This is a genomic window from Xenorhabdus sp. IM139775 (assembly GCF_028598745.1).
In the GTDB taxonomy this organism is placed as follows: Bacteria; Pseudomonadota; Gammaproteobacteria; order Enterobacterales; family Enterobacteriaceae; genus Xenorhabdus.
In genome coordinates this window covers 1-27,000 of sequence record NZ_JAQRFK010000012.1, presented here as the reverse complement: position 1 = coordinate 27,000, position 27,000 = coordinate 1, and the positions used below count along the sequence as shown (strand labels likewise).

Sequence of the window (27,000 nt, the reverse complement as noted above, 5' to 3'; positions counted from 1 at the left end):
CGGATGATTTGCCTATTTATTCCCATAATACCGCTTGAAACAAACGGAATAGAGTACACCGTGCAGAAGCGCAATCATGACTGCCCCATAAAACACAATCGGCTGATGGGAAACCTGAATATGTACAATGGGAATATGGTCAAAACGAAAGATATACATATGAAAAGCCATTGCTGCTATTGCAAGCAAGATCCCCGCCGCATTATGGTAGATCCGGTGCGACAGCAGGAACCATTTTAAGGTGAAGAAAAAAGGGATAAGCATTAATAAAGAAATAACTATGTAAACCATTATCATTTCCTTAAGTTTTCTGTTTTAAACGTTAATGTGAATAGGTGGATTTATGCTGTCAACATGCCGAATTTTTCAGTTATCTGTTTAATATTGCAGTTATTTAGCGTTGTGAAGAAAGTCTACATTATGATTCATACATAAATAGTAAACATAGTTATTATTAATATTTTTGATTTAGTTAATCAATGATGGTGTTATGAATAGAGTGTTATGAGTATCGTGTTATGAATGCTCAGGCACATGACCTGAACTCCGTTGAAACACAGAATTCAGGCCTGTAGGGATGGATGGAATGAACGGAATAAATTAAATCTATGTTGTGCGTTTTCCCCGCTAAAATTGATTGTAAGTATCAGGATCCGGGCCTATCCGTTTCCCAATGTCCAATTCAGCGATGGCGGTTAAGTCTTCTTTTTCCAGTTTGAAATCAAACACATCAAAATTTTCTTTAATGCGCGAAGGTGTAACGGATTTAGGAATGGCAATCATGCCACGATCAAGATGCCAGCGAATGACAATTTGCGCAGGGGTTTTACCGTATTTAAGCGCCAGACGTTCAACCAGTGAAGAATTAAATACGCCTTTTCCGCCGCGTGATAACGGGCTCCAGGATTCGGTCGTAATATAATGGGTGGCATTCCATGAATGAAGTTGCCGCTGTTGCAGCAAGGGATGCAATTCAATTTGGTTGATGACGGGAACCACCCCCGTTTCCTGTATCACTTTTTGTAAATGTTCGATATGAAAATTACAAACGCCGATACTGCGAGTCAGACCGGCTTCTTTTAGCTCAATCAGTTGCCTCCAGGCATCAACATAATGACCCTGTTCAGGCACTGGCCACTGAATAAGATAGAGATCAACATAATCTAGCTGTAGTTTATCCAGGCTTTCTTGTAATGCCGCACGAGCATCCAGATGACGATCATTCCAAAGTTTGGTGGTGATGAAAATGTCTTCGCGGGGGATATCACTTTCCTTTAAGGCTTTCCCCACGCCCTCTTCGTTATGAAACATTGCTGCCGTATCAATGGAACGATAACCGACTTCTAACGCGGTATGGATAGATTTAACAACCTGTTCATTACTCGCTTTCCAAACTCCAAGCCCCAACTGTGGCATGTGATTGTCATCAACGAGTTTAATAATTGTCTGCTGACCCATTCTTACCTCCTTCTGCCAAAATGACCTTGGTGGGGATGGTTTCGATATTGGTTGGTTGATGAGGTTGTCCATCCCGTTCAGGGAAAGGGCGGAATGGACACTTGTTGTTCAACTTTGGATTGATAATTCAGTAGATTGATAATCCAGTAAATTGATAGTCGAGTAAATAGAAAAAAGAGTGATTTTTGCGATCGCGTTAAAACGATAAGTACATTACGGATTTTTCTTTGACGAGCTTTTCTTGTGACGCCAATACATCAGCAGGGATGCGGACAGACCGCTGATCAGCAGGATAACAGGCAAAATAACCAAAATATTCATGACGATATCTTGATGGGCTTTAACAAAAGGGATCTGGTTCAAGAGATAGCCGAAGCCGACGATAATAATGACCCACAAGAAGCCACTCAACCAGTTAAAAAATTGGAAACGTTTATTATTCAGGCCAGAAATACCGGCAAATGTTGGCAGGAGAGTACGGACAAACGCCAAAAAGCGTCCGATAAGCAGGGCAGACAGACCATGTTTGGAGAATAACACATTGGCACGTTGGCGATATTGCACGGGCAGTTGAGCCAGCCAGTTTTTGACAATACGGGTATGACCGAGCCAGCGCCCCTGCAAATAACCTAACCAACAACCCAGACTTGCTGCGATGGTAAGCAGGATCACGGTAGGGATGAAACTCATGACACCTTTGGCAATTAGGGCACCGGAAAGTATCAATAACGTATCACCGGGTAAAAAGGCGGCTGGCAGTAGTCCGTTTTCCAACACGAGCGTGACAAAGAGGACGCCATAAATAATCCAGATGACATCTGGATTGGCAAGTTGGTTAAAATCATGATGCCAAAGTGCATGCATGATCTCGCTTAACGTTTCCATTGTGTATCCTGTGGTTTTTGCGAATAAAATAATTAACAGACAAATTAACCCCCAGTGTACCGCAAACGGCTAAAACCCGCTTCCAGATCATCAATCAAATCTTGTGGATCCTCCAGCCCGATATGGAGACGGAATAAGGTGCCTGTTTTCTGCGGCGAAGGATACTGACGCAGCCGCTGAAGCATTTCTGGCTGAGTGCCCAAAATCAATGACTCAAAGCCGCCCCACGAAAAGGCCATCTTAAAATGGTTCAGGTTATCGAGATAATCAGCAAATTGTTGAGGTGTAAGCTGGATATTCAGGAGAAAAGAAAAGAGTCCGCAAGCACCGGTGAAATCACGCTGAAAGAACTGATGCCCCGGGCAAGAAGGCAAGGCAGGGTGATAAACTTCGGCGACTTCCGGCCGCTGTGCGAGCCACTTAGCAATTTTGATACTGTTTTTTTCGTGCTGTTTTAAGCGTACTGCTAACGTGCGCAATCCCCGGTTTGCCATATAGACTGTATCGGGATCGGCAATTTGCCCCAGCAGGTAAGATCCTTCCCTGAGCTGATCCCAACATCGGGCATTGGCAACCGCTGTACCCAGCATGCCATCTGAATGACCAATAATATATTTTGTCGCGGATTGAACGGAAATATCGATACCAAACTCCAGCGCCTTAAACAGGATGCCAGCCGCCCAAGTATTATCGATGATAATCACAATCTCAGGGTTGACCTGCCGAATGGCACGCACGATAGCAGGAATATCTTGCACTTCCATCGTCAGGGAGCCGGGGGATTCCAGAAAGATAACCTTGGTATTGGGTTGGATCAGCGCAGCAATATTTTCGCCGATCATGGGGTCGAAATAATCGGTAGAAATGCCTATTTTTTTCAGAACGTGATCGCAAAATTTTTGCGTGGGTTCATAGACCGTACCGGTCATTAAAACATGATCACCGGTTTCTACAAATGCCAGAATGGAATGGGTAACCGCTGCCGTACCGGAAGGATAGAGTGCACAGCCTGCACCGCCTTCCAGTTCAGTCATCGCAGCCTGAAAGGAAAAATGAGTCAGTGTACCGCGGCGTCCATAAAATAATTCCCCTTTGTCACAGTTTTTCAAGGCATGTTTTAAGTCTTCAACCGTATCGAAAATGACCGATGAAGTCCGTTGAATAAAGGGATTAACGGCACCATGTGTGTATTTTTTGTCTCTCCCTGCACTGACCAATAAGGTTTCTCGTTTTTTTTCTGTCATCGCATTGCCCCTCAGGTGTATTTCCTGCCTAATCTCAATTATGTCGCTCAAATAATGATTAGAAAGTTAAAAGATTTGGCGCTGTTTTGCCAAAGGGATTCGCGCAACTTGACGAAAATTCAAGGTGAGTTGCCGAGGGTAGACCAAAATCGATTAACGAAAGAACAGCATTAAGTTGTACTTTTTTATTAAATAGTAATGATAATTACTATCAAATCGCCCAATGTCTGATATCATTTACAGCGGAATTTTTCCTCAGGAATATTTAGGATTAGCAAGATGAGTAAACGTGATTCACTGCTAAGTAACAGAATCTATAAGAAAGAGAGTAAGGCTAACTGATGCGTAATTTGACAGCTTCTATTCTATTGGCACTCGGATTAACAAGTTCAGCATGGGCTGACACAGCGCCAGCCGCGCCAGAAAATCAGGCTGCTGCCCAAGTCGCCGCCCCTGCAACACCGGCATCTTCCACAGCGCCGCAAGCGGCTGGTTCAACCACGGATATGCAGAAAACGGATACCTCCCCAACTCCAGACGCACAAACTGTGGCAGCGGATACCGCAGAAAATGTTGTCGCGCCAGAAACCGTGACGACAGAAACGGTTGTCACATCGGTTGAAGAAGCCTCTGACAGCGAGTCCGGTGGTTTCGCAACGGATCTGTCTGTTTGGGGCATGTACCAAAACGCCGACGTCGTTGTAAAAATCGTCATGGTGGGTCTGGTCATTGCTTCTGTTATCACATGGGCGCTACTTTTCTCCAAAGGCTTTGAGCTGTTAATGGCTCGCCGCCGTTTACGTAAGGAACAACTGGCGCTGGTTGATGCTGCCAATCTGGATACGGCAGCGGAAATCGCGGCAGATTTTGGCAACCGTAGCATTAGCCGCCTGTTGTTGGGGGAAGCGCAGTCAGAGCGCGCCCTGTCTGTTGACAGCATTGATAAAGCGGGCATCAAGGAGCGAACTTCGTTCCGCATGGAGCGTGCCGTTGCCGCCATCAGCCGCAATATGGGGCGTGGTAACGGCTATCTGGCGACCATCGGCGCAATCTCCCCATTTGTGGGGCTGTTTGGTACAGTTTGGGGGATCATGAACAGCTTTATCGGTATCGCGCATTCACAAACCACGAACCTGGCCGTTGTTGCACCGGGTATTGCGGAAGCACTGTTGGCGACAGCACTGGGGCTGGTGGCCGCGATCCCGGCGGTCGTGATTTATAACGTCTTTGCCCGTGTTATTTCATCATACCGTGGTCAGGTGGGCGACATGGCAGCCAAGGCAGTCCTGTTGCTGGGGCGTGATCTTGATCTGGCTGAAAGCAAAGCAGAAAAAGCAGAAGCAAGGTAATCAATTATGGCAATACGTCTTAATGAAGATTTGGACGATAACGGTGAATTGCATGAAATCAACGTTACGCCATTTATTGACGTGATGTTGGTGCTGCTGATTATTTTCATGGTAGCAGCGCCATTGGCAACGGTAGATATCAAAGTTGATTTGCCGGCATCGACCGCTAAACCGCAACCGCGCCCAGAAAAACCGGTCTTTTTGACGGTGAAAGCGGATAAGCAGTTGTATGTGGGAGAACAGGTCGTGGATCGTAAAAACTTGTCTTTGGTCTTGGATCAAACCACGCAATCCAACAAAGATACGACGATTTTCTTTCAGGCGGATAAAACGGTGGATTATGAAACCCTGATGAGCGTAATGGATTCCTTACGCAAAGCGGGTTATCTCAAAGTGGGATTGGTGGGGATGGAGTCCGTTTCCGCTTAATAGCGCTTTTTTTAACAAGACCGGCGGAATTCTCCCTCCTGAATGCTAATTGTGAGTGAAACGCGCTTTTAGCGTTAGGGGGGAGATGGATAACAAGCAGTTCAGGGCGGGTTCTTGTTTATTCTTTCGGTATTGGCAATTCGTTTTTAGAAATGATTGCCAGTCGATTTTGATGATGTTCAGGATCTCCCCATAACCACCTCTCTTGCCGGCTAACATCATCTTGGGTTAGGATCTTGCGCAATTCGCAGGTTATCATGTCATAAGCGTAAACATGCAAATGATACACCAAAGCGTCATACATACGATCCTGCCAAAAAGCCATGCCATCATTAGTCTGGTTCATGTCAGAGACTATTACGCTATAGTGCTCCAGCAAGTAATCAAAGAACACCTTACCCGCTAAGTCACGCAGAACTGCTCGATGTTGAGGTGTTCTAATACGCCAAACGAGAATTTGAGTGACAGGACGGCAATTTAACTCGATATCAGGCTGTATAACCACTCGATTATAATAAGCAACTTCTTTCGATATATCGTTAATCAGAGCTAACTCAAAATGAGACTGACTAATCTTATCAGCCAATCGATTATCAACACGAACCATGCGATAGCCGGGAGCAAGGGATAATCCTTTTATATGGATCGCTATGTCTTCCCCATCCATTAATGAGGCATAGAGGGTGCGATTATCTGAGCTTTCGTTCAAATGAGCGAAAACTTCATTGATCTTTTCAGGAATGACCAATCTCTTTGGCATATCCTCTCCTCAAACCCGGTGACCTAAAGTGGATGGTTAATATTTACTCATTACTGGAGGTAATAATAGGGTTAAGCTAGCCTAAATTCAACAAGAAAACTTGCTTCTTTGATTGTATTGCCCGAATAGTTAATCGGGCAGTTTCAGCAACTGACTAATACTGCTTTTTCCAGTCAAAAGGTAACAACTCACTGAGCAACAAAACTTTTTCTTGCGTGACTTTTACTTCTGCATGGATATTGTCCGGATGTATTTGGCTGATAAACTCCCGGCAACGGCCACAGGGAGGAAGGATATTGCCATGCCGGTTAACCGCAATAATCCTGATTATCTGGGTTTCGCCCTGTTTTATCATCTCCGCAATGGCACCGTGTTCGGCACAAAATCCCATGGAACAAGCGGTATCAATATTAATTCCTGTATAAATATGACCTGATTTGCTTTGAATAACCGCACCCACATGACCATATTTAATATATTTATTGAGTTGTGTTGGCGATATTAATTGATGTGCCACCTGTTCCATTTCGTCGAAAGAAATCACAAACTACTCCTTACTGATGATTGAACAACATAATAAATATACTCGTCATACTTCAAGATGAATTTATTATCTCCCCGCGCCATGGGGAGATAATAAATTGCTTTTGTCTTGCGAGCTGCAACTTGAAATTTATAGAATATAAACGGTTTAATCTTTTATATTACGGATAAGCTCAACAACTGATTGTGCCATCTCCTGCTCATTATCGCCTTCAACCCGAATAATGACCTCCATACCATTTTTAATTCCCATTGACATCACCTTAAACATGCTTTTTAGATTAGCGCTTTTCTCTCCCCGGATAATTTCAATTTTACCAGAGTAATTTTTGACAAAATTACACAGTTGAGTACAAGGGCGGGTATGTAACCCTGATGGCGCCGTCACTACAACAGAATATTCAATCATAAAATTTACCTGCCAATAAAAATAAGATTAGTGTTTTGTTAAGGAAGCGCCGCGCGTTTGAATAACATCCTGATACCAGTAAAACGAATCTTTTTTATAACGGGCAAGATCTTTAATCTCTTTATCGGTTCGATTGACATAAACAAAACCGTATCTTTTCTTATAACCATTGCTGGTGGAAAGCACATCAATAAAACTCCACGGATTATAGGAAATAACCTTAACCCCATAATTCATCGCGCGCTTAATCGCCTGAAGATGTTGTTGAATATAGTTAATGCGATAATCATCATGAATAGCACCATCCGATTCCAATTGATCATCGGCACCAAAGCCATTTTCGGTGATCATCAATGGCTTCTGATAGCGGGTATATAAATCACGCAACAGATATTCCAATCCCGTGGGGTCAATTGTCCAATCCCAGTCGGTGGTGTCAAGATGTGGGTTTGTATGGATTTGATAGAAATCCGGTTGAATTTCATGTCCATCTATTTGCCCTTTGACCCCGGTTGGATTAAACCCATCCATCCGCCGTTGAGCACCTTTTGGCGCTGCGGCAGCCGCATGGCTGCAATAGTAATTAATGGCCAGAAAATCAGAATAACCTTCTTTGATTAACGCCATATCACCGGCTTCGATACGTGGTGCCAGACCCTGATTTTCCAGATAGATTAATGCGGATGGATTATAGTGCCCTTTCAGATAGATATCGGTGAAATAGTAATTACGCAGATCATTGGCATTTTGCGCCGCTAAATTATCTTCCGGTTTGCTGGTGAGCGGGTAAATGGCGGAATAGCCTAAAGCAGCGCCGACCAACCCGTTGGGAACCCATTGATGAACGAATTTGCAGGCAATGGCATGGGCAAGATTCATATGATGATTGATCTGATATTTGATCTGTTCATCATGCAGGTAGTGATCTGGAATCAAACACTTTTTCGTCCAGAATTGCACAATAATACTTTGTTCATTGATGGTCAGCCAATATTGCACTTTCTTGCCAAATTCTTTGATCACAAATTCGGCGTAATAAGCAAAATCTTCTACGCTTTGCCGATTGATCCAGCCATGATATTTTTCGACCAGTGCCATTGGCATATCATAATGGTACAGTGTCGGAATGGGCGTTATGTCATTTTCCAACAATTCATCAATAAGATTATGATAAAATTCCACGCCCTTATCATTTACTTCCCCGATACCGTCTGGAAAAATACGCGACCATGCAATGGAAAAGCGATAAGATTTCAAACCCAGCTCTTTCATTAATGCAATATCTTCTTTATAACGATGATAATGATCGCTGGTAATATGCGTATCTGCAAAACCGGGGTTATTATTAATGACATCTTGTTGCGAAAGTTTTTTACCGTATGTTTCCGCCGCCCCTTCAACCTGATAAGCACTGGTGGATGCTCCCCAAAGAAAATTCTCCGGAAATAAAGGGTTATTTTTTGTCATGATACTTTCCTTTTATTGATTTGCATTGGTCATATGATGAATAAGTTCATACAGGCTAATGATTTCTTTTCTTAAATTAAGCTCGCTGCGTATCGTCATTAATGTATCCTGAGCATGAATAAACAGAAGATCTAAATGGAAATTTTCACCTTGCGTTTCTTTTTGAATAACCTCAGTTTGTGCATGATGAGCAGAGAGCATCATTTTTCTGGCTTGCTTAAGATATAAATGGGCATTTTCAAAATCCCCCCTATGGGCATATTGAATGGCTTCTTCACTTTTTTCTCTGGCATTACCTGCATTGAGAATGATTTCCAGAGCAACGGGGGTTAAAATATTGTCCTCACGGTTCATTTTTAAACTTCCTGATGATATTAAACAAGTTAATCCTGCTGGCTCGTCGCGGTATTTTCTTCCTCAATACGTTGTTTTTCATAAACCTTAAAGAAGGGATACCAAGTAATAAGGAAAACAGCCATCAGTACCACATAGCAAATAATCGCCCGCCAGTCTTCCGTAATAATGACACTGGAAAACGGAGCCGGTATCTGACCCACTTGGATCATTTTGGCCGGTATATTCAGCCAGTCTGAGCGCATGAAAATCCAGACGATAATTGGGCTGGTAATAGCATTGATCCACATTGGCAGCATTAAGAGCGGGTTGAGGACAATCGGCGTACCAAACACCAGCGGTTCATTAATATTGAAGAAAGACGGGCCGATGCAGATATAGCCTGTTGTTTTCAGCTCCCGGGATTTTGAAAACAGCATTAAAAGGTTCAGGGCAAGCGTGGCACCTGTTCCTCCCATCGTGATCAAAGCCGCGGTAAATAGGGTTTCGTAAGTCACAATATGGGTCGGTGGTTGTCCGGCAGCAACCTGCGCAATATTGGCACTGATCCCAAGCATGAAAATGGGCATTTGCAGCCCCGTAAACGTCCAGACGGAAATGCCCATCGACATCGCGATTGCAGGAATGAGCGCCATGAGGATAAAGCCCGGCAGGGTTTGCCCGAACGCCGCAATGGGGGAAAAGAACGACAGCAGCTTGGAAAAAATATCAATATCAAAGGCAAAGACCAGCAATGTTCCGAGGCCGATGGAAATCAGTATGGGAATAATCGCATGTATCCAGCCGACCACGAAATCAGGCAGGGAACTCTTTTTCAAAAAACCTGTCTTGGTATATAAATGAAAGAGATAAGAAACAAACAGCCCTGTAACAATGCCTAATAAAATACCTGCCGGGCCAAAACGGTCAAAACTCACGATCATATTGCCATCGGCAAATTCTGGCTTGATGAACATCATGTAAACACAAATCGAAGTCAGCCCCGCGATCAGCGTATAACGAAAATGATACAACTTCTCCATCATTTGGTTAGCGATCATAAAAGCCGTAATCAAACCGAGCATCCCGAAGGAATAATTGGCAACTTTTCCAAGGTCAGGCAGGAATAAAAAATAAGAACGAAATACGTTATAAAAAAAGATAAGTGAACCGGCTAAAATAAACGGTATATTTTTTTGCATTGCCCCGGAAATGGCTGCTACCCAAGGTCGTTTGGTAAAATTCTGCATGGCAGGGGCAAATGAGTCGGATAACCAAGACATAAACGCTTGCATTTTGTATCCCTCTTTAATTATTTTCCGCTAAAATTCCTGGGTAACTGTATTTTAAAGGATCAGGTTAATTTTTCAGGGTATTGATGGCTAATTCAAGTAAGGCTTTACCATCTAGCCGCCCATAGATTTCTTGTGGTACAACCATGACGGGAATATGATAACGGTCGGCTTGTTTCTGGAATTCTTTCTGTTGTGAAGCATAGTGTGGCCCGAGGAATAAAATATCGATGACAGAAAAATAGTCTGCCACCTCACTTTCACTTCTGGCTTCAACGGTAACAGGGATACCCTGATCTTTTGCCGCATGACGGGTTCTGGTTGCCAGCATTCCACTGGAAATACCCGCCCCGCAGCATAGCATAATAAATGTTTTCTTCATGTTGTCCTCTTATTGTTACGTTTTTCATTAATTTATTTTTTTCGATAAAAATACACTCTCCCCTATTTTTACTGCATATTCAAATGATGATTTGCACTCATGGAGGGCAAGTTTTTATTTTTAAATAAATATATTAACAGTATGATGGTGACGTTATTTTGAATTTCATGGGTGTTATTATGCTAAGGACTAAACAGAAAGCATTATTAGATTATCTACTCACGCAGAATATGCCTGTTTCAGCATTGAAATTATCTCAAGTCTTAGCGGTATCAATAAGATCTGTAAAAAATTATGTTGCGGAAATTAATGAACGACATGAACAAAAGATTATTATTTCCGGCCGGCAGGGATACTTATTACCTCACAATTTATTATCAACACAAATAGTCAGGCAGTTACATTGCCAGAAAAACAGTTTACCCAAAACTTATCAAGAAAGGGCACACTTTATTATTAAAGCGATCTTGTTATTTAAGAGAAGCAATAATATATATGATCTCAGTAACGATTTATGTATCAGTGATTCTACCTTGAAGGCATTGGTATATAAAATGAACGCATCATTTCAACGCTTCAACGTAAATTTTTTATGTAAAAATAGTCATATTGAAATCTTAGGTGCTGAACATGATCTCAGAAAATTGGTTTCTTATACCATCTTTGAGCAAACAAGTTATCGTTTCATTGACTTAAAAGTATTGGAAAAAACATTTGAAAGTCAACAAGTCAAAGAGGTAACTGAAATCATTACAAACGTTTTTGATCAATGGGAATGGTATCTGAGTGATTTTGCCTATACTAACTTGGTTTTACATTTCCTGATACTGATTGAGCGATTAAAGCAGGGAAGATATCTGGAGGATCAGGTATTACCGATAGAAAATAGTGATCTGAAATTAATCTCAGATGAATTATGCGACCAACTTCAATTCAGCTTTGGTATTTTTGTGCCTGAAAATGAAAGAAGATCTTGTTACCTGTTTTTGAAAACCAACACCAATTTTAATAAAGCAGATCATGAAGTCATTGATTCAGTTGGTACTGAACTCTACCAATTCACGCGACAAGTTGCGCAGTCCGTGCAAGAACATTATCTGATTGACTTAGCCTCCGATGATTTTATTTCTTTACTGTCGTTACATTTATCGGGATTACAAACCAGGCTGAAATATAAGATCTACACGAAAAACCCCATGTTGGAAACCATCAAAAAGGAATGCCGGATTATCTTTGATATTGCTATTTTTATTTCTTTGCAACTCAATGTGTTTTTCAATAATAAATTGAATGAAGACGAAATTTCTTTCATTGCATTACATGTTGGGGCGGAATTTGAACGGCAGAAAAGCAATGTCACTAAAATTAAGGCGGTGCTCCTGTGTCCGAGTTATCGCGGAATTGAAAATAAAATTTACCATCAGCTATTGCGTGATTTTGGCGAAGAGATCAATTTTATTCGTGTGATTGCTCATCCTTCTGAACTGGAAGGCATGGAGTTTGAACTACTGATTACGACGATAAGTATTTCTGCGGAGCGCGATTATGAAACTGTCTATATCTCGCCTTTCCATTTAAGGGATAAACATTCGGAGTTGATGGACAAAATTGATACTGCCAAAGCAAATCGGAAATGGGAAACATTAAAACGAAATATTGATTTATTCTTTGATCCCGATCTTTTTCTTTTTAACCCCGATTTCCGTGATCAGAACGAACTTATCGAAATAGTTTGTCAGCAGATGTTAGCAAAGGGCTATGTGGAAGCTGATTTTATCGATTATGTCCATGAGCGTGAGAATGCCTCTTCAACCGCTTTTGGCATTTTAGCGTTGCCTCATTCGATAAAACTGGATGCGGTAAAAACCTGTATCGCTGTAGTGATAAGCCCAAAAGGTATACGCTGGGGCAAAAACGAACGCGTGCATGTTATATTTTTGAGCGCAATAAATCGGGTAGATAAAACCTGTTTTACTGAGAGTTATGATGCCTTGTTGGATATCTTCCATCACGATAGTGTTATTCGTTCGCTCGGTAAACTCACTGATTTTGAAAAGTTCCGGGGTATTTTGACGGAATATAAATACTGTTAGATGAGGGTATGTTTGATTTTTTGGTCATATATTTAAAGTGTTGGTTAGCCTTACTCATAATGTCCTCACTCAATGAAAATGATAATGGTCTTGTTATGTATTACAACTTATTTTGAATAACCGAATGTTTTACGGTTCGAGTTTATTTGCGATTTGACCGGAAAGGTCAAGAGGCAGACTTTATTTTGATAGCAATTGACTTGCATTTATAGATTTAATTATTGCTAACTGGATTTGTGTGACAATTTCTCTAGGTAAAATTTGATTTAGATAACCTCTGTTAGCGGATTTTGCTCTTTGAAGGCGTTATCTGCTGACTTGTTGTACAAGATCTGCATTTGCTCAGCGTGTTATTTGTTCAAACTATTTTATACTTACTAATAAATGGTTGGTATTTAATTCAATCTAATACATAACGCAGAGCTTAATGCGCATTAATATCCGGAAATGGATTATAAAATCTGGTTATTCGCAATAATGGGTATCGGTTAAAGAGTAAATTCAACAGGGCGAGAGCATGAAAGCCTGTTTTTTGAACGATCCGTGCAAATAAAATACTGATTGATACTTTAACAAGACCGAATTGAGTGATATTCACCCTATAATTGATTATGCTACATACAAATTAAGGTCAAAAAACGTTCGCGCTCTCGCCCTGGTAAATTCAACGTTTGCTGCTACATAAATAAAAAACCATGAGGTGAAAAATATCACAATAACTTATTATTTAAAATGCAACCATAATGATGATTAATAACTAATTGTAAATTAACAATAATATAAAAATCACGAATAAAAATCCCGATAAATGAGCATTCTTTGGTGGAATATTTCATCGCAGTAAAGAATTTATATATTACATTTTATTAATGTGCTTTTTTTTACTGACTTTCTACCCACTACTGTTTTTATATAAGTTGCATAAATAAGTAAGTCAGGAAGTTATAACCCAGTGGTTAATTTCTCAATAAATAGGATATTATTAATGAATAGAACCAATCTTTATACTGCCATATCATTAATTCTTTTTACGCCGATAGTTTCATATGCAACAACACCACCACCACAACTAACTCTTGATCAGGTTATTGCTATGTCTCCTAATGATGCAGGCCCCCCTCAAGTATCATCTGCTACAGTTACATTTGATGGAGACGCAGGGCAGCCATCAAAAGTAGCGGGAATAGGAGTAGGAGCTTCAGCCAATGGTTATAATGGTTCAACGGCAATAGGTTATAGAGCCGATGCTGAGTCGCAACTTAGTATAGTTATTGGTACATTTTCAGGCAACGAATCAGGGGCTGACCGTTCTATTGCGGTGGGTGCTGAGAGTGCTGTATACGGTGACGCAGAAGGTGGTATTGCACTGGGAACAAATGCTAAAGTAGGAACCGCCGGCAGCTCCGGCAAACCTAACAAAATAGCAAAAAATTCTGTTGCGTTAGGTAGTTATTCAGTTGCAAATAAGGCAAATTCTGTTGCGTTAGGTAGTCAGTCAGTTGCAGATAAGGACAATATTGTTTCGCTCGGAAATGACAACTTAAAACGGAAGATTACTTATCTTGATGATGGTGCTCTTGCGGCAGACTCAAACGAGGCTATCAATGGTTCCCAACTGTTTAAAGTTAGAGATACTCTTGATAAGGCTATAGAGGCTAACAAAAAGGAGGCTGACGATAACCTGACAGCACAACATAAAGTGATTACCGACAATAAGAACACCGTGGATGCTAATTTCGTGGAACACAAGAAATTTATCGACAGTAACACGACTGCTATTACCACCAATAAGAAAGCCGCAGATGATAAATTCGCGGAACAAGATAAGTCGCTTAAAAATATCATGAAAAGTGGAGTCGGCCTTATTCAGCTCACTGAGGATAATAAAACAATTATGGTCAGTAAACTTGCTGACGATGCGACAACATTTAACCTTGAAAATAAAAATATAACTGGGGTTAAACAAGGCGAAGTTAGCCAATCATCGACAGAGGTTGTCACAGGATCTCAACTCTACGCGACAAATCAAAAAGTTGATAATAACACAAGCGGAATTAATGCTAACACAAGCGGAATTAATGCTAACACAAGCGGAATTAATGCTAACACAAGCAGGATTAATGCTAACACAAGCAGGATTAATGCTAATACGAGCTGGATTAATGATAATACGAACAGAATTGATAATCTGGAAAACAAAATGAGTGCTGTAGATAAAGAACTTGGCAAGATTGATAAAAAAGTAAATAGGGGCTTAGCGATGTCGGCGGCAATGAATGGCTTATTTCAGCCTTATGGCGTCGGCAAAGCGAATATATCAGTCGCTTTTGGTGGATATGGCGATCATCAGGCTGTAGCTGTCGGCTCAGGGTATCGGGTTAATGAAAACGTTGCTTTTAAAGTGGGTGTATCAACAACAGGCTCCTCAAAAGCAATGTATAATACAGCGGTAAATATAGAGTGGTAATAGGGTCATATAACACAAAAGGCTGGGAATCTATTTCTCAGCCTTATCATTATAAAAAACATATTGTTTTTAGCAGCTGTTGATAACGGCTATTCCTTTACAAATTCATACTTAAACAAAGTTACCGCGGCAGTAATGCGGGGTGTAATATTTGTACCGTACTGGCGTGATTATAAAATTCGCAGATACTTGTCAATAATATCAAATCATGACTATCACTTAATTTTTGGCCATTATTGGCGAAAAATATAAATTGATATAAGAAAATAACTTATCTTCATGGGAATTTCATTTTTTATTACGTCGTTTATTATTTATAACTTATTGTTTTTAATAAATTATTAGCATAATTAATATAATTAGATTATGGGATACATCTCTATAATGTGACATCCTTCACAGGATGGCATTTTTCGCTAATTTTTGTTAGCAAAAGGCTTTGTTAGATCTTAATATTGTCATTGCTTGTTACAAATTTAACATCTGATTAACTAAAGCGAGTAAGATATTTTGCCTACCCGATTCTTTATTACTCCAGAGAAAGTTGTTCTTGAAATAGGGATCTCTTGGTGGTGGCTAAATAATACAAGATGAATGAGGATGATGATAATGATAAAACACAACGCATTAGCAATGGCAATTCCGGTACTTTTCATGACGGGGGCAGCCAATGCTGCCGAGATTTATAATAGGGATGGTAATAAAATAGATTTATATGGCAAGGCCGATGTGCAAAGAACCTTTTCCAAAGCTGATAGTCAGGATGGTGATGGTTCTGTTGGCCGTATTGGTATCAAGGGTTCAACCCAAATTACGAATAAACTGACTGGCTTCGGACGCTGGGAATTTAATATGGGTGCCAATGGCACAGAAGTAGAGAGTGGGGCAAATACCCGAACCCGTCTGGCTTTCGCCGGGTTAAAATCTGACGAATACGGTTCGCTGGATTACGGGCGTAATTATGGTGTGGTTTATGATGCCAACGCATGGACAGACGTATTGCCGGTATTTGGTGGTGATTCCATGGCGGCAACCGATAACTTCCTGATGGGGCGTTCAACCGGGTTATTAACCTACCGTAACACGGACTTTTTTGGTTTGGTGAATGGCCTGAATTTTGCCTTGCAATATCAAGCCAAAAATGACAATGGCACCAGAAATAGCCGTAGCGATGTTTCAAGGCAGAATGGTGATGGGTTTGGTCTTTCCAGTAGCTATGATTTTGGTAATGGTATCAGCGTTGCTGCATCATACGGCAATTCTAACCGTACCTCAGCCCAGCAACTGGGAAGTGATTCCGCTAAGGTTCTGGCGAAAGGGAATAAAGCCGAGGCTTGGATAGTTTCTGCCAAGTATGACAAAAATAACGTCTATTTGGCAGCCATGTATGGTGAAACCCGTAACTTGACCCGATTTGGTAGTTCCGTGGACAACTACACGATGTTTGCCAATAAAACCCAAAATATTGAGCTGACGGCTCAGTATCAGTTTGATTTTGGTTTACGCCCATCGCTGGCTTTTGTGTATTCCAAGGGTAAAGATTTGGGGAATGATCTGGCTGACAAGGGCATACTGGCTGGCAAGGGATCTGAAGATTTGGTGAAATATGTTTCCGTCGGTGCCTACTATGATTTCAACAAGAATATGGGCACCTATGCTGAATATCAATTCAACCTGTTAAAAGACAATGATTTTTCCAAGACAACGAAGACTAACACTGATGACGTCTTTGGGGTCGGCTTGGTTTACCGCTTTTAATTGAGATGGTCACTGAATGAGAGACACAGGCTGAAAAACTGCGGGTGTTTTCTTGCCGAACTGCCCCAATGGTTCTCACTGTTGAGGCAGTTCATCGGTGATTACTGCATCTGCGGCTATCTTTCGGCTTCGCCGCCCAGTGCGTCAATCGTGTTTTTGATTAGCGCACTTAATTCACCTGTCATTAAGGTAAAATCAGCATCGAATCGTTGGGCAACATCTTCGCGATCGATATCATCGTTTTGCTCACGTAAGGTTTCGCTGAATTTGATGCGCTTGAAAGCACCATCATCTGACAGCATAAACTGAATGCGCTCTTCCCAATCCAAGGCCAGCTTAGTGACATATTTGCCGGATTCAATATGGGCGGCAATTTCGTCTGAAACCAAATCCTGCTTTTTACAGCGGATCACGCCACCTTCTTCCAGAATGGCTTTTAGTTCGGCTTCATCCATCAGGGCATAACCGGCAGGAAGATCACCTGAACGTACCCATTTGGTGAGCGTCAATTCAATCGGATCGGTGAAAGTCAGGGGAACAACGGGCAGTGAACCCAATGTTTTTCTCAGCAGCGCCAGATTATCTTCTGCACGTTTTGCGCTGGCAGCATCAACGATGATCAAATGGTTGACCGTATCGATCCAAATATAGGTTTGGCTGAAACGACTGAATGCGCGCGGCAATAGCGTGTGGATCACTTCATCTTTGAGTGAATCTTTTTCAGTCTTTTTCAGCTTGCGGTGTTGTTCACCTTCCAAACGGGCTATTTTGGCCTGTAATTCCTGCTTAATCACAGGAGAAGGCAGCATTTTTTCTTCCTTGCGTGCGCAGATAAGGAGCTGATTGCCACAAGCGTGGGTCAGTGCTTCACCGTGGGAATCCATTGGCGAAACCCAGCCCGTTTTCATCATATCCTGGCTGCCACATGGGGTGAATGCCAATGGACTTAATTGTTTTTCCAGTTCATCCGCCGAAAGGGCGATCTCTCGGTTTAAACGGTAAATCATTAAATTTTTAAACCATAACATGCGGTTACCCCATATTGTTGCGCATCGTGACAAAGGTTATCTTAAAACATAAGGGTGCATGATAACGAATCATGTGACGAAGCCCTAGAACTTCATCAGTGTCATATCATAACTTTCTCATTCTCATATAATAAAAAGCGTTATCCTGTTAAATAGAAAAGGTAAGTTATGCGCATAGGCATTGATCTCGGTGGCACCAAGATTGAAGTGATTGCATTGAGCGATCTGGGGGAAGAATTATTTCGTAAACGGGTCGATACGCCTCAACATGACTATCAGAAAACATTGGCAGCCATTGTTGGACTGATTGGTGATGCAGAACAGGCAACCGGACAGCAAGGCACCGTGGGGGTTGGCATTCCCGGTGTGATTTCGCCTTTTACCGGAAAAGTCAAAAATGCCAACTCAGTTTGGTTGAATGGACAACGATTGGATAAGGATATCGCTGCGTTGTTGGGGCGTGAAGTCCGTATCGCCAACGATGCAAATTGTCTGGCAGTATCGGAAGCCATTGATGGTGCCGGTGAAGGCATGCCAATGGTATTTGCCGTTATCATCGGAACGGGTTGTGGCTCAGGGATTGCCTTTGAGGGGCGGGTGCATGCCGGCGGCAATGGATTAGCCGGGGAATGGGGACATAACCCATTACCGTGGATGGATGAAGACGATCGTGCTTATCAGGAAGAAGTCCGCTGTTTTTGTGGCAAACCGGGCTGCACTGAGACATTTGTGTCGGGTACCGGATTTATGACGGATTATTTCCGTTTGAGCGGCGTGCAGAAAAAAGGCCATGAAATTATTGAGGCTTTGGCGCAGGGAGATAAGTTCGCTGAATTGGCGATGCGCCGATATGAAAGACGCTTGGCACGAGCGTTGGCACAGGTGATGAATTTACTGGACCCGGATGTGATTGTGCTTGGCGGTGGCATGAGCAACGTTGAGCGCCTTTACCAAACATTACCCGATTTGGTCAAAGAGTGGGTGTTTGGTGGCGAGTGTGCAACCCCAATCAGAAAGGCCGTGCATGGTGATTCCAGTGGTGTGCGTGGCGCGGCTTGGTTATGGCCTCAGCAATAACACTGTATTGAAAAATAAAAAAAGCGGTGTCATTGGCACCGCTTCGATCTATACAGAACTGACTATGACAAAACTGATTATTTCTGTTCTGTGGCGATACGATCACGAATGTGTTTGGCACGTTCTTGTGAAGGTGGGTGTGAATCAAACATGCTGCTTTCATCACTGCCCAGTTTAGCCAGTTTCTCGAAGCCGGTGACTAAACCTTCTGTTTTGATACCGCGTTTTTTCAGCCGATCATAAGAGAAGTCATCTGCCTCACTTTCCTGATGCTGTGAGAATTGCGAGTTGATCAGTTTTTCGCCCAGCTCTGCCAATTGAGAGTCGCCCAGTTGTTTTGCTACACCACCGGCTGAGGCAACGGCGGTACGTGCAGCAACCGTAGCATAGGCAACTTGTATTGCTTTACGGCTGTGACCCAGCGCAACGTGACCCATTTCATGACCCAGAACGCCTTCGACTTCATTGTCGTTCATTATGTCCATCAGGCCGCTGTATACGCGTACACAACCGTTAGCCATTGCCCATGCGTTCACATCTTTAGTCAGGTAAACTTTATAGTTAACCGGTGTCCCGCCAACTTCGTTACCTAATGCTTTGGCGATTTTGTTCAGGCGCTTAGTGTACTGGCTGGATGCAGGGGCAATTTTATTCTGTTCATCCATCTTTTTACATGCTTGGGTAGTAAACTGTTTGACATCAGAATCATTCAGCGTCGCCGCCTGGAATAATTGCATTCCGGATTGAGCCAGCATGCCTTGATCAAGATTTTTACAACCTGTCAGGATCACAGCAGAAACAGCTACTGCAACAAGGGCTTTCATTTTCATAATGTTATTTTTTCCTTTGCAATACACACAACTATAATTGTTATACGTCAATAGGCATTGAGTATCTCTCCGCTGAGCGGGGAGATAATGCGTTGCTTTTGTCTTGTGAGCTGCGACTTGAAATTTATAGGGTATATAAGATTTTAAGGGCATTAAAAGACGACAAATTCTGCAAAAAATAGTCATGGAAATAAACCCCTAATATTGATGGTCATGTGAATTCGATAACATCTTGAATAAAAAGAGCAAAGGGCAAGCGGAATAGGCTAACTTAAGGTAAATTTAGTTGACAAAATATTTTCCGCCAATTTTCTGATCCGCTTGCCTCCGACGATTTTCATGCAAACGTTTTATGGTTTTTAAGTACTGTTGTTTTTTAAGTACAATAATCCGAATTTCACGGGGGGATCTTATTCGGGTTCTCCTGCATGATTCTATAAGGGGCAGGGCATGAAGAAGAATGTGTGGAAAATGTCAACATTGGCAATGCTGGTGGCATTCAATGTGAACGCGGCAACCGTTGATTTACGGGTAATGGAAACCTCGGATATTCACAGCAATTTGATGGATTTCGATTACTTTAAAGATAAATCCACTGAGCAATTTGGTTTGGTTCGGACGGCAACCTTAATTAAGGCCGCCAAAGCGGAAGCCACCAACGCAATCCTGATCGATAACGGTGACTTGATTCAAGGCAGCCCGCTTGCGGATTACATGGCGGCCAAGGGGTTAGCATCGGGGGAGGTTCATCCGGCCTATAAACTGATGAACACGATGGGCTATACCGTCGGTAACTTTGGTAATCATGAATTTAACTTTGGGCTGGATTTTCTGAAACAGGCCGTTGCCGGTGCCAAATTCCCTTATATCAACGCCAATATCATGGATGCCAAAACCGGCAAAAATTACTTTACGCCTTATATTATCGTTGATACGCCAGTGAAAGATCGCGAAGGTAAAACGCACACCATTAAGGTTGGCTATATCGGTTTTGTGCCCCCACAAATCAGCATTTGGGATAAAGCTAATCTGGCGGGCAAAGTGGTTGTCAATGATATCACCGAGACCGCGAAAAAATTCGTTCCGCAAATGAAAAAAGAGGGCGCTGACCTGATTATCGCCATTCCTCATTCAGGTTTTTCCCAAGAGCCTTATAAAGCGATGGCAGAGAACTCCGTGTACTACCTGAGCGAAGTACCCGGCATTAATGCCATTATGTTTGGTCATGCCCACGGCGTGTTTCCAAACAAAGAATATGCCGGCATTCAGGGCGTTGATGTCGCCAACGGAACGATTAATGGCATTCCTGCCGTGATGCCGGGGCAATGGGGGGATCATCTGGGCGTGGTGGATATGGTGATCAATAACGACAGTGGTAAATGGAAAGTCGAATCCGCCAAAGCGGAAGCCCGCCCTATCTATGACAAGGCGCATAAAAAAGCGCTGGTTGCGCGCGATGGCAAGCTGGCCTCCATCATCGAAAAAGAGGATCAGGGAACCCGAAATTTCGTGGGTAAATTCATTGGTAAAGCCTCTGGCGAAATGTACAGCTATCTGGCCCTGATCCAGAGTGATCCTACCGTCCAGATCGTCAATGATGCGCAGGTGGATTATACCAAACGCTTTATTCAGGGTGATCCTAATCTGGATGGGCTGCCTGTCTTGGCGGCGGCGGCACCTTTCAAAGTGGGCGGACGTAAAAATGCACCGGCTGATTTTGTGGAAGTTGAAAAAGGGGATCTGACTTTCCGTAACGCGGCCGATCTGTATCTCTACCCAAATACCCTGGTTGTCGTGAAAGCAACGGGAGCGGATGTGGTGGAATGGCTGGAATGTTCGGCAGGGATGTTTAACCAGGTTGACCCAACCGCCAGCAAGCCGCAGAAACTACTGAACTGGGATGGGTTCCGTACTTATAACTTCGATACCATCACGGGGGTTAATTATCAGATAGACCTGACCCAACCCGCAAAATACGACACCGATTGCCAGCTTATCAATAAAGGTGCGAACCGCATCAAAGACGTCACCTATCAGGGCAAGCCGATTGATCCGAAAGCCACTTTCCTGATCGCCACCAATAATTACCGTGGTTACAGTGGCAAATTCGCCGGAACCGGAGAAGATCATATTGCGTTTGCTTCACCGGATGAAAACCGCACTATTTTAGCGGCTTACATTTCCCGGATCACTAAAGAGAAAGGCGTCGTATCAACCCAAGCTGAAAATAATTGGTCATTCCTGCCAATCAAAACAGATAAAAAATTAGATATCCGTTTCGAAACGTCACCGTCAGAAAAAGCGGCAAAATTCATTAAAGAACACGCCCAGTATCCCGTGAAATACCTGAAAAATGATGATGTTGGTTTTGCCGTCTATCAAATTGATCTGACCCCCGAGGGTGATCGCGGTGCAAAATAGTGTGACGGGGATAAAAGATAACGTAGATCATCGTAGATAAAACCCAGAGATCAAAGATACTGTCATGGTTGTTTGATCCAAATCATAAGTGCAACGCTAATGATTACGCGTTGCACTTAATTATGTGAATCCAACAAATCGTTCTAATGACATCGAAGATGTAACTCAATGCAGTAATATTCATATCGGTAATATTCATATTGGTAATAGTTATAAGGTGATAGTTATAAGGTGATAGTGATATATGCCATGATTATTTAATAATGAATACAATTATGGAGAGCACGAATATGCAGAAAATGCAGGTAAGAACAATAAAAAATAAACTACCCAAAATATTAATCTGTTCTATTAGTCTTATTCTAAGCAGTGTCACTTTCTCTTATGCGGCTGTTGTTCCTCCCAATGTTCAATTGGCGGATAAGCAAGAAATCACCCGTAATAATTTTTCTGAACCGGGTTCTTTAGATCCGCATAAATCTGAGGGTAGCAGTGAATTTGATATCTTGCGGGATTTTTTTGAGCGTTTGGTTGATACGGATAAAGAGGAGAATATTATTCCTGCCTTGGCTGAACGTTGGGAAACCAAAGATAATAAAATCTGGGTCTTCCATTTAAGAAAAGGGGTGAAATGGTCTGACGGTACACCGCTTACCGCCCACGATGTGGTTTTTTCTTTCCGGCGATTGGTCACGCCTGATACGCTTTCTCCCTATGGCAGCTATTTGATTCAAGCGCAGATTGTGAATGCGGGGAATGTTCTTTCAGGCAAGAAAAATCCGGCAGAATTGGGTGTCAAAGCGCTGGATGACGCCACGATAGAAATTGTACTGGCAAGGCCAAAAGCGGGTTTTCTGCAAATGCTGGCACATCCCGCGGTATCTCCTGTTAGTGAACAGGTTATTAAAAAATATGGCAATAAATGGACGCTGCCACAAAATTTTGTCAGCAATGGGCCGTTTAAACTCTCGGAATGGGTAGTCAATGAAAAAATTGTCGGTGTCAGAAATCCCTATTACTGGGATGATAAAAATACCGTCATTAATAAAGTGACTTACTTGCCATTGTCAGATTATAAAGCTGACTTCAATCGTTACCTGACAGGCGAAATTGATATCTCCAACGGTGGGCCATCGGAATTCCTGCCACTGGTGAAGAAAAAATATGGTGATCAATTGCATGTCAGGCCCGTCATGAGTGTTTATTATTATCTGTTTAATACCCAAAAGCCGCCATTTGATGATGTTCGGATCAGACAAGCGCTGGCTTTGGCATTAGACAGAAACATTATCACCGACAAGGTATTGGGGAATGGTCAAAAACCCGCTTACGATGTGGTTTCTCCGGGAGCCGGGGGGATTTATTTAAAATCGCCTGAATATGGCTCATGGACACAGGAACAGCGCGTCGCTAAAGCCAAAAAGTTATTGAGTGAAGCGGGTTTTAATGAAAAGAACCCACTCAAGTTTACTTTGTTGTATAACACCTCTGATGCCCATAAAAAAATTGCCATTGCTGCCAGTTCAGCATGGAGAAAAAATCTGGGCGTGGATGTTGTTTTGCAAAATCAGGAATCTAAAACCCAGAATGATAGTATGGCTCAAGGCGACTTTGAGCTGACAAGATATGCGTGGAATGCGGATTATAATAGCCCGACCAGTTTCTTGGACATTTTCACGTCGGGAAATACCAATAACTACACGAAATATCAAAATAAGGCATTTGACCAATGGGCATTAAAAGCCGATGAAACTAACGATCCCGCCGATTATCAACGGGCGATTGATATCCTCAATAAAGAAATACCGGCCATTCCGGTTTATGATTATGTGCGGGTAAAATTAGTTAAACCCTATATCGGCGGATTTCACATTGATGCGATGGGAAATTTTCCGACAAAAGATCTTTATGTTATTAAACATTGAGTTTTCGATAATCTGAGTCTGTTAAAGGATATTCCAAAATTATCGATCACTGCCTTACTCTTCGCGCCGAGAAGAGTAAGGGATCTTCATAATCTAAATGAAAATGGTATCGCAATGTAATAATAAAACAAGTCGTTAATGGAGAGTAAAAATATGAAAAAAATCATGGCGAGTTTAATTGAAAATAAACTCACCCAAGTTCTTACCTGCTCGCTGGGAATACTGTTAACCCATATTATCCCATCCCATGCTGCCGTTGTTCCGCCGGGCACACTATTGGCTGACAAACAAGAGATTGTGCGGAATAATGGCTCTTTTCCAGCCTCTTTGGATGTGCATAAAGTAGAAAGTAACGTTGAGCTGAATATTATCCATGATTTTTTTGATGGTTTGGTTTACACCGATAATGAGGGTAAGATTATTCCCCGGCTGGCGGAGCGCTGGGAAACCAGCGATAACCAAACCTGGATTTTTCATATCAGAAAAGGGGCGAAATGGTCTGATGGCACGCCGATTACTGCCCACGATGTGGTATTTAGCTGGCGTCGTCTGCTTGATCCAAAAATAGGATCACCTTATGGCAGTTATCTCGACAGTGCCCATGTCATTAATGCAAAAGATATATCGCTGGGCAAGAAAAAAGCGGAAGAACTCGGTGTTAAGGCACTGGATGATCTCACATTAGAAGTAAAACTGGATAAACCCGTTGCTTATTTCTTGCAGATGTTAACCCATCCGATTTTAGTACCAATCAATGAAAAGGTTGTCCAAAAATATGGCGATAAATGGACGCACCCAGCGTCTTTTGTTGGCAGTGGCGCATTCAAATTATCCGAATGGAAAGTGAATGAAAACGTCATTGGTGTCAGAAACTCCCTTTATTGGGACAATGAAAACACGGTCATTAATAAAGTCACTTATCTTTCCCTCACATCAGAAAAATCAGATTTAAACCGTTATCTGGCGGGGGAAATTGATATTACTTTTTCCATTCCTTTGGATTCTTTCGCCTCATTAAAGAAAACCTTGGGCGATCAAGTTCATGTTAATCCGATGTTAAGCACATATTATTACGTCTTTAATACCCAAAAACCACCATTTGATGATGTCAGAGTCAGGAAGGCATTAAGTTTAGCCATAGATAGGGAAGTGATTGCTGAAAAGGTATTGGGAATGGGGCAACTGCCTGCTTACGATATCCTGCCACCCAATATTGGCGGGCTTACATTAACCCCGCCGGAATATGCGTCATGGACACAAGCACAGCGAATTGAACACGCCAAAGTGCTTTTGCACGAAGCCGGTTTTAACGAGAAAAATCCGCTTAAATTTTACTTGCTTTACAACACCAGAGAATCACATAAAAAAATTGCCATTGCCGTGACATCTATGTGGAAGCAGAATCTGGGTGTTCAGGCCAACTTACAAAACCAGGAATGGAAAGTGATGTTGGATAATATGCACCAGAACAAATTTGATGTTGTCAGGTACGCATGGACAGCGGATTACAATAGCCCAATGTCTTTTCTGAATACTTTCCTGACCGGAAGCAGCCATAATATCCCACAATATGCCAATAGTGATTTTGACCAGATGGTAACTAAAGCGGGTGAAACGAATGAGACGGTGTATTACCAAAAAGCGATGGCTATTTTCAATAACGATATGCCAGTCATGCCTATTTATCACTATGTGACTAACCGTATGGTGAAACCTTATGTGGGTGGGTTTTATGTTAGCCCAATGGATTATGTTTCCACCAAAGATCTCTATATTATCAAGCATTAAAAATAAATCAGAGCCTGTTTTATCAGGCTCTGAATATAGAAGCCGTTAAGTTAATAAAGTTATTATTTTAACAGACGAGAATAAACACAATTATGGAAGGTTAGAATATGCTGAAAATAACAAGCCCTAATAAAATAAAGTTATTGTCCTGTGCCATCGCGTTAATATGGGGAAACATTTCACTCTCTTATGCAGCGGTGGTTCCAGAGGGGACAATATTGGCCGCTAAACAAGAAATTGTCCGCAATAATGGTGCAGAGCCAGCTTCATTGGATACGCATAAAGTTTCCAGTAATGTCGAGTTCAATATTATTAGTGATTTTTTTGAAGGTTTAATTCATGTTAATCATCAGGGCAATATTGAACCACGATTAGCCACGAGTTGGGAAACCTCTGATAATAAAACATGGATTTTTCATTTGAAAAAAGAGAATAAATGGTCAGATGGTTCACCGATTACGGCTCATGATGTGGTATTCAGTTGGCGGCGTTTGATTGATCCCGATACGATTTCACCTTATGGCAGTTATCTTGAAAATGCCGCTGTGATGAATGCGAATGACGTATTGACCGGTAAGAAAAAACCGCAAGAGCTTGGCGTAAAAGCACTGGATGACTTTACCGTCGAGGTGAAGTTAGATAAACCTATCGGCTATTTTCTACAGATGTTAGTTCATCCTGTTATGTTTCCGATAAGTGAAAAGGCAGTCAAAAAGTATGGCGATAAGTGGACCCGGCCGGAAACCTTTGTGGGCAGTGGGCCGTTTAAACTCTCTGAATGGGTGGTCAATGAAAAGATCGTCGGTGTCAGAAATCCTCAATATTGGGATGATAAGAATACGGTGATTAATAAAGTCACTTATCTTCCCTTGTCTTCAGAAAAAGCGGATTTAAACCGCTATCTGGCGGGGGAAATTGATATTACCAATACTATTGCAGCGGAATCTTTTCCATCATTAAAAAAATCATTGCCTGATCAGATACGTATTTCTCCCAAAGCAACAGTTTATTTCTATGAGTTTAATAATAAAAAGCCACCTTTTAATGATGTCAGAGTCAGGC

General features: G+C 42.1%; 23 protein-coding genes and 1 pseudogene. 10 read left to right on the top strand and 14 right to left on the bottom strand.

The window, feature by feature from the left end; genetic code table 11:
- Positions 1-12: 12 nt before the first annotated feature.
- The 4 genes from PSI17_RS04465 to metC form a co-directional block, all read right to left on the bottom strand.
- On the bottom strand, positions 13-291 hold the full coding sequence (locus tag PSI17_RS04465) for a hypothetical protein (protein WP_273550815.1): 279 nt from the start codon (positions 289-291) through the stop codon (positions 13-15).
- A gap of 336 nt (positions 292-627) precedes the next feature.
- The gene (gene dkgA / locus PSI17_RS04460) at positions 628-1,458 is read right to left on the bottom strand and encodes a 2,5-didehydrogluconate reductase DkgA (protein ID WP_273550814.1); all 831 of its coding nucleotides are present in this window, start codon (positions 1,456-1,458) and stop codon (positions 628-630) included.
- Positions 1,459-1,671: 213 nt separating this feature from the next.
- The gene (locus PSI17_RS04455; protein WP_273550813.1) at positions 1,672-2,343 is read right to left on the bottom strand and encodes a DedA family protein; all 672 of its coding nucleotides are present in this window, start codon (positions 2,341-2,343) and stop codon (positions 1,672-1,674) included.
- Positions 2,344-2,387: 44 nt separating this feature from the next.
- Positions 2,388-3,587, bottom strand: a complete 1,200-nt coding sequence (gene metC / locus PSI17_RS04450) for a cystathionine beta-lyase (protein WP_273550812.1) — start codon at positions 3,585-3,587, stop codon at positions 2,388-2,390.
- 341 nt (positions 3,588-3,928) lie between these two features.
- On the opposite strand from metC, the gene exbB reads away from it, so the two are divergent.
- On the top strand, positions 3,929-4,936 hold the full coding sequence (gene exbB / locus PSI17_RS04445; protein WP_273550811.1) for a tonB-system energizer ExbB: 1,008 nt from the start codon (positions 3,929-3,931) through the stop codon (positions 4,934-4,936).
- A 6-nt stretch (positions 4,937-4,942) separates the two neighbouring features.
- Positions 4,943-5,365, top strand: coding sequence for a TonB system transport protein ExbD (gene exbD, locus PSI17_RS04440; protein ID WP_273550810.1), 423 nt, complete (start codon positions 4,943-4,945; stop codon positions 5,363-5,365).
- Positions 5,366-5,483: 118 nt separating this feature from the next.
- Here exbD and PSI17_RS04435 read toward each other — a convergent pair whose 3' ends face one another.
- The 7 genes from PSI17_RS04435 to PSI17_RS04405 form a co-directional block, all read right to left on the bottom strand.
- Positions 5,484-6,125 (bottom strand): hypothetical protein, encoded by a 642-nt coding sequence (locus tag PSI17_RS04435; protein ID WP_273550809.1) that lies wholly within the window; start codon positions 6,123-6,125, stop codon positions 5,484-5,486.
- Between the two features lie 154 nt (positions 6,126-6,279).
- Positions 6,280-6,669 carry a cytidine deaminase family protein gene (locus PSI17_RS04430; RefSeq protein ID WP_273550808.1) on the bottom strand — a complete coding sequence of 130 codons (390 nt, stop codon included), beginning with the start codon at positions 6,667-6,669 and terminating at the stop codon, positions 6,280-6,282.
- Positions 6,670-6,816: 147 nt separating this feature from the next.
- Entirely contained in the window at positions 6,817-7,077 is a 261-nt protein-coding gene (locus PSI17_RS04425; RefSeq protein WP_273550807.1) for an HPr family phosphocarrier protein, read from the bottom strand.
- 27 nt (positions 7,078-7,104) lie between these two features.
- Entirely contained in the window at positions 7,105-8,544 is a 1,440-nt protein-coding gene (locus PSI17_RS04420; RefSeq protein WP_273550806.1) for a glycoside hydrolase family 1 protein, read from the bottom strand.
- 12 nt (positions 8,545-8,556) lie between these two features.
- Complete coding sequence (locus PSI17_RS04415; protein WP_273550805.1) at positions 8,557-8,898, bottom strand: PTS lactose/cellobiose transporter subunit IIA; 342 nt, start codon at positions 8,896-8,898, stop codon at positions 8,557-8,559.
- 29 nt (positions 8,899-8,927) lie between these two features.
- The gene (locus PSI17_RS04410; RefSeq protein ID WP_273550804.1) at positions 8,928-10,172 is read right to left on the bottom strand and encodes a PTS transporter subunit EIIC; all 1,245 of its coding nucleotides are present in this window, start codon (positions 10,170-10,172) and stop codon (positions 8,928-8,930) included.
- Positions 10,173-10,236: 64 nt separating this feature from the next.
- Complete coding sequence (locus PSI17_RS04405) at positions 10,237-10,551, bottom strand: PTS sugar transporter subunit IIB (RefSeq protein WP_273550803.1); 315 nt, start codon at positions 10,549-10,551, stop codon at positions 10,237-10,239.
- A 167-nt stretch (positions 10,552-10,718) separates the two neighbouring features.
- On the opposite strand from PSI17_RS04405, the gene PSI17_RS04400 reads away from it, so the two are divergent.
- Positions 10,719-12,644 carry a BglG family transcription antiterminator gene (locus PSI17_RS04400; protein WP_337927202.1) on the top strand — a complete coding sequence of 642 codons (1,926 nt, stop codon included), beginning with the start codon at positions 10,719-10,721 and terminating at the stop codon, positions 12,642-12,644.
- 180 nt (positions 12,645-12,824) lie between these two features.
- Here the strand turns inward: PSI17_RS04400 and PSI17_RS17380 are convergent.
- Positions 12,825-12,986, bottom strand: a pseudogene (locus PSI17_RS17380) (hypothetical protein); the annotation flags it as partial.
- A 643-nt stretch (positions 12,987-13,629) separates the two neighbouring features.
- Here PSI17_RS17380 and PSI17_RS04395 point away from each other — a divergent pair.
- Positions 13,630-15,111 (top strand): YadA-like family protein, encoded by a 1,482-nt coding sequence (locus PSI17_RS04395; protein ID WP_273550802.1) that lies wholly within the window; start codon positions 13,630-13,632, stop codon positions 15,109-15,111.
- Positions 15,112-15,720: 609 nt separating this feature from the next.
- Positions 15,721-16,869, top strand: a complete 1,149-nt coding sequence (locus tag PSI17_RS04390; protein WP_273550801.1) for a porin — start codon at positions 15,721-15,723, stop codon at positions 16,867-16,869.
- A gap of 116 nt (positions 16,870-16,985) precedes the next feature.
- Here the strand turns inward: PSI17_RS04390 and rdgC are convergent, their stop codons facing one another.
- On the bottom strand, positions 16,986-17,897 hold the full coding sequence (gene rdgC / locus PSI17_RS04385) for a recombination-associated protein RdgC (RefSeq protein ID WP_273550800.1): 912 nt from the start codon (positions 17,895-17,897) through the stop codon (positions 16,986-16,988).
- 168 nt (positions 17,898-18,065) lie between these two features.
- Here rdgC and mak point away from each other — a divergent pair, with 168 nt between their 5' ends.
- Positions 18,066-18,974 carry a fructokinase gene (mak, locus tag PSI17_RS04380; RefSeq protein WP_273550799.1) on the top strand — a complete coding sequence of 303 codons (909 nt, stop codon included), beginning with the start codon at positions 18,066-18,068 and terminating at the stop codon, positions 18,972-18,974.
- A 77-nt stretch (positions 18,975-19,051) separates the two neighbouring features.
- On the opposite strand, the gene PSI17_RS04375 is transcribed toward mak, so the two are convergent.
- Complete coding sequence (locus PSI17_RS04375; protein WP_273550798.1) at positions 19,052-19,804, bottom strand: M48 family metallopeptidase; 753 nt, start codon at positions 19,802-19,804, stop codon at positions 19,052-19,054.
- A 450-nt stretch (positions 19,805-20,254) separates the two neighbouring features.
- Between PSI17_RS04375 and PSI17_RS04370 the strand changes: the two genes are divergently transcribed.
- From PSI17_RS04370 to PSI17_RS04355, 4 genes are all read left to right on the top strand, one after another.
- A complete protein-coding gene (locus tag PSI17_RS04370; RefSeq protein ID WP_273550797.1) occupies positions 20,255-22,225 on the top strand; it encodes a bifunctional 2',3'-cyclic-nucleotide 2'-phosphodiesterase/3'-nucleotidase in 1,971 nt (656 codons plus the stop codon).
- A 290-nt stretch (positions 22,226-22,515) separates the two neighbouring features.
- A complete protein-coding gene (locus PSI17_RS04365) occupies positions 22,516-24,150 on the top strand; it encodes an ABC transporter substrate-binding protein (protein WP_273550796.1) in 1,635 nt (544 codons plus the stop codon).
- Between the two features lie 153 nt (positions 24,151-24,303).
- Positions 24,304-25,938: an ABC transporter substrate-binding protein gene (locus PSI17_RS04360; RefSeq protein WP_273550795.1), complete on the top strand. Its 1,635-nt coding sequence runs from the start codon at positions 24,304-24,306 to the stop codon at positions 25,936-25,938.
- A 107-nt stretch (positions 25,939-26,045) separates the two neighbouring features.
- Positions 26,046-27,000: ABC transporter substrate-binding protein (locus PSI17_RS04355; protein ID WP_273550794.1), on the top strand; the 955-nt coding region annotated here is incomplete at its 3' end.

Excerpts from the sequence above, each read along its gene's own strand:
- PSI17_RS04465 (WP_273550815.1), bottom strand. The coding sequence starts at position 291 with ATGGTTTACATAGTTATTTCTTTATTAATGCTTATCCCTTTTTTCTTC.
- dkgA (WP_273550814.1), bottom strand. The coding sequence starts at position 1,458 with ATGGGTCAGCAGACAATTATTAAACTCGTTGATGACAATCACATGCCA.
- PSI17_RS04455 (WP_273550813.1), bottom strand. The coding sequence starts at position 2,343 with ATGGAAACGTTAAGCGAGATCATGCATGCACTTTGGCATCATGATTTT.
- metC (WP_273550812.1), bottom strand. The coding sequence starts at position 3,587 with ATGACAGAAAAAAAACGAGAAACCTTATTGGTCAGTGCAGGGAGAGAC.
- exbB (WP_273550811.1), top strand. The coding sequence starts at position 3,929 with ATGCGTAATTTGACAGCTTCTATTCTATTGGCACTCGGATTAACAAGT.
- exbD (WP_273550810.1), top strand. The coding sequence starts at position 4,943 with ATGGCAATACGTCTTAATGAAGATTTGGACGATAACGGTGAATTGCAT.
- PSI17_RS04435 (WP_273550809.1), bottom strand. The coding sequence starts at position 6,125 with ATGCCAAAGAGATTGGTCATTCCTGAAAAGATCAATGAAGTTTTCGCT.
- PSI17_RS04425 (WP_273550807.1), bottom strand. The coding sequence starts at position 7,077 with ATGATTGAATATTCTGTTGTAGTGACGGCGCCATCAGGGTTACATACC.
- PSI17_RS04420 (WP_273550806.1), bottom strand. The coding sequence starts at position 8,544 with ATGACAAAAAATAACCCTTTATTTCCGGAGAATTTTCTTTGGGGAGCA.
- PSI17_RS04415 (WP_273550805.1), bottom strand. The coding sequence starts at position 8,898 with ATGAACCGTGAGGACAATATTTTAACCCCCGTTGCTCTGGAAATCATT.
- PSI17_RS04410 (WP_273550804.1), bottom strand. The coding sequence starts at position 10,172 with ATGCAAGCGTTTATGTCTTGGTTATCCGACTCATTTGCCCCTGCCATG.
- PSI17_RS04405 (WP_273550803.1), bottom strand. The coding sequence starts at position 10,551 with ATGAAGAAAACATTTATTATGCTATGCTGCGGGGCGGGTATTTCCAGT.
- PSI17_RS04400 (WP_337927202.1), top strand. The coding sequence starts at position 10,719 with ATGGGTGTTATTATGCTAAGGACTAAACAGAAAGCATTATTAGATTAT.
- PSI17_RS04395 (WP_273550802.1), top strand. The coding sequence starts at position 13,630 with ATGAATAGAACCAATCTTTATACTGCCATATCATTAATTCTTTTTACG.
- PSI17_RS04390 (WP_273550801.1), top strand. The coding sequence starts at position 15,721 with ATGATAAAACACAACGCATTAGCAATGGCAATTCCGGTACTTTTCATG.
- rdgC (WP_273550800.1), bottom strand. The coding sequence starts at position 17,897 with ATGTTATGGTTTAAAAATTTAATGATTTACCGTTTAAACCGAGAGATC.
- mak (WP_273550799.1), top strand. The coding sequence starts at position 18,066 with ATGCGCATAGGCATTGATCTCGGTGGCACCAAGATTGAAGTGATTGCA.
- PSI17_RS04375 (WP_273550798.1), bottom strand. The coding sequence starts at position 19,804 with ATGAAAATGAAAGCCCTTGTTGCAGTAGCTGTTTCTGCTGTGATCCTG.
- PSI17_RS04370 (WP_273550797.1), top strand. The coding sequence starts at position 20,255 with ATGAAGAAGAATGTGTGGAAAATGTCAACATTGGCAATGCTGGTGGCA.
- PSI17_RS04365 (WP_273550796.1), top strand. The coding sequence starts at position 22,516 with ATGCAGAAAATGCAGGTAAGAACAATAAAAAATAAACTACCCAAAATA.
- PSI17_RS04360 (WP_273550795.1), top strand. The coding sequence starts at position 24,304 with ATGAAAAAAATCATGGCGAGTTTAATTGAAAATAAACTCACCCAAGTT.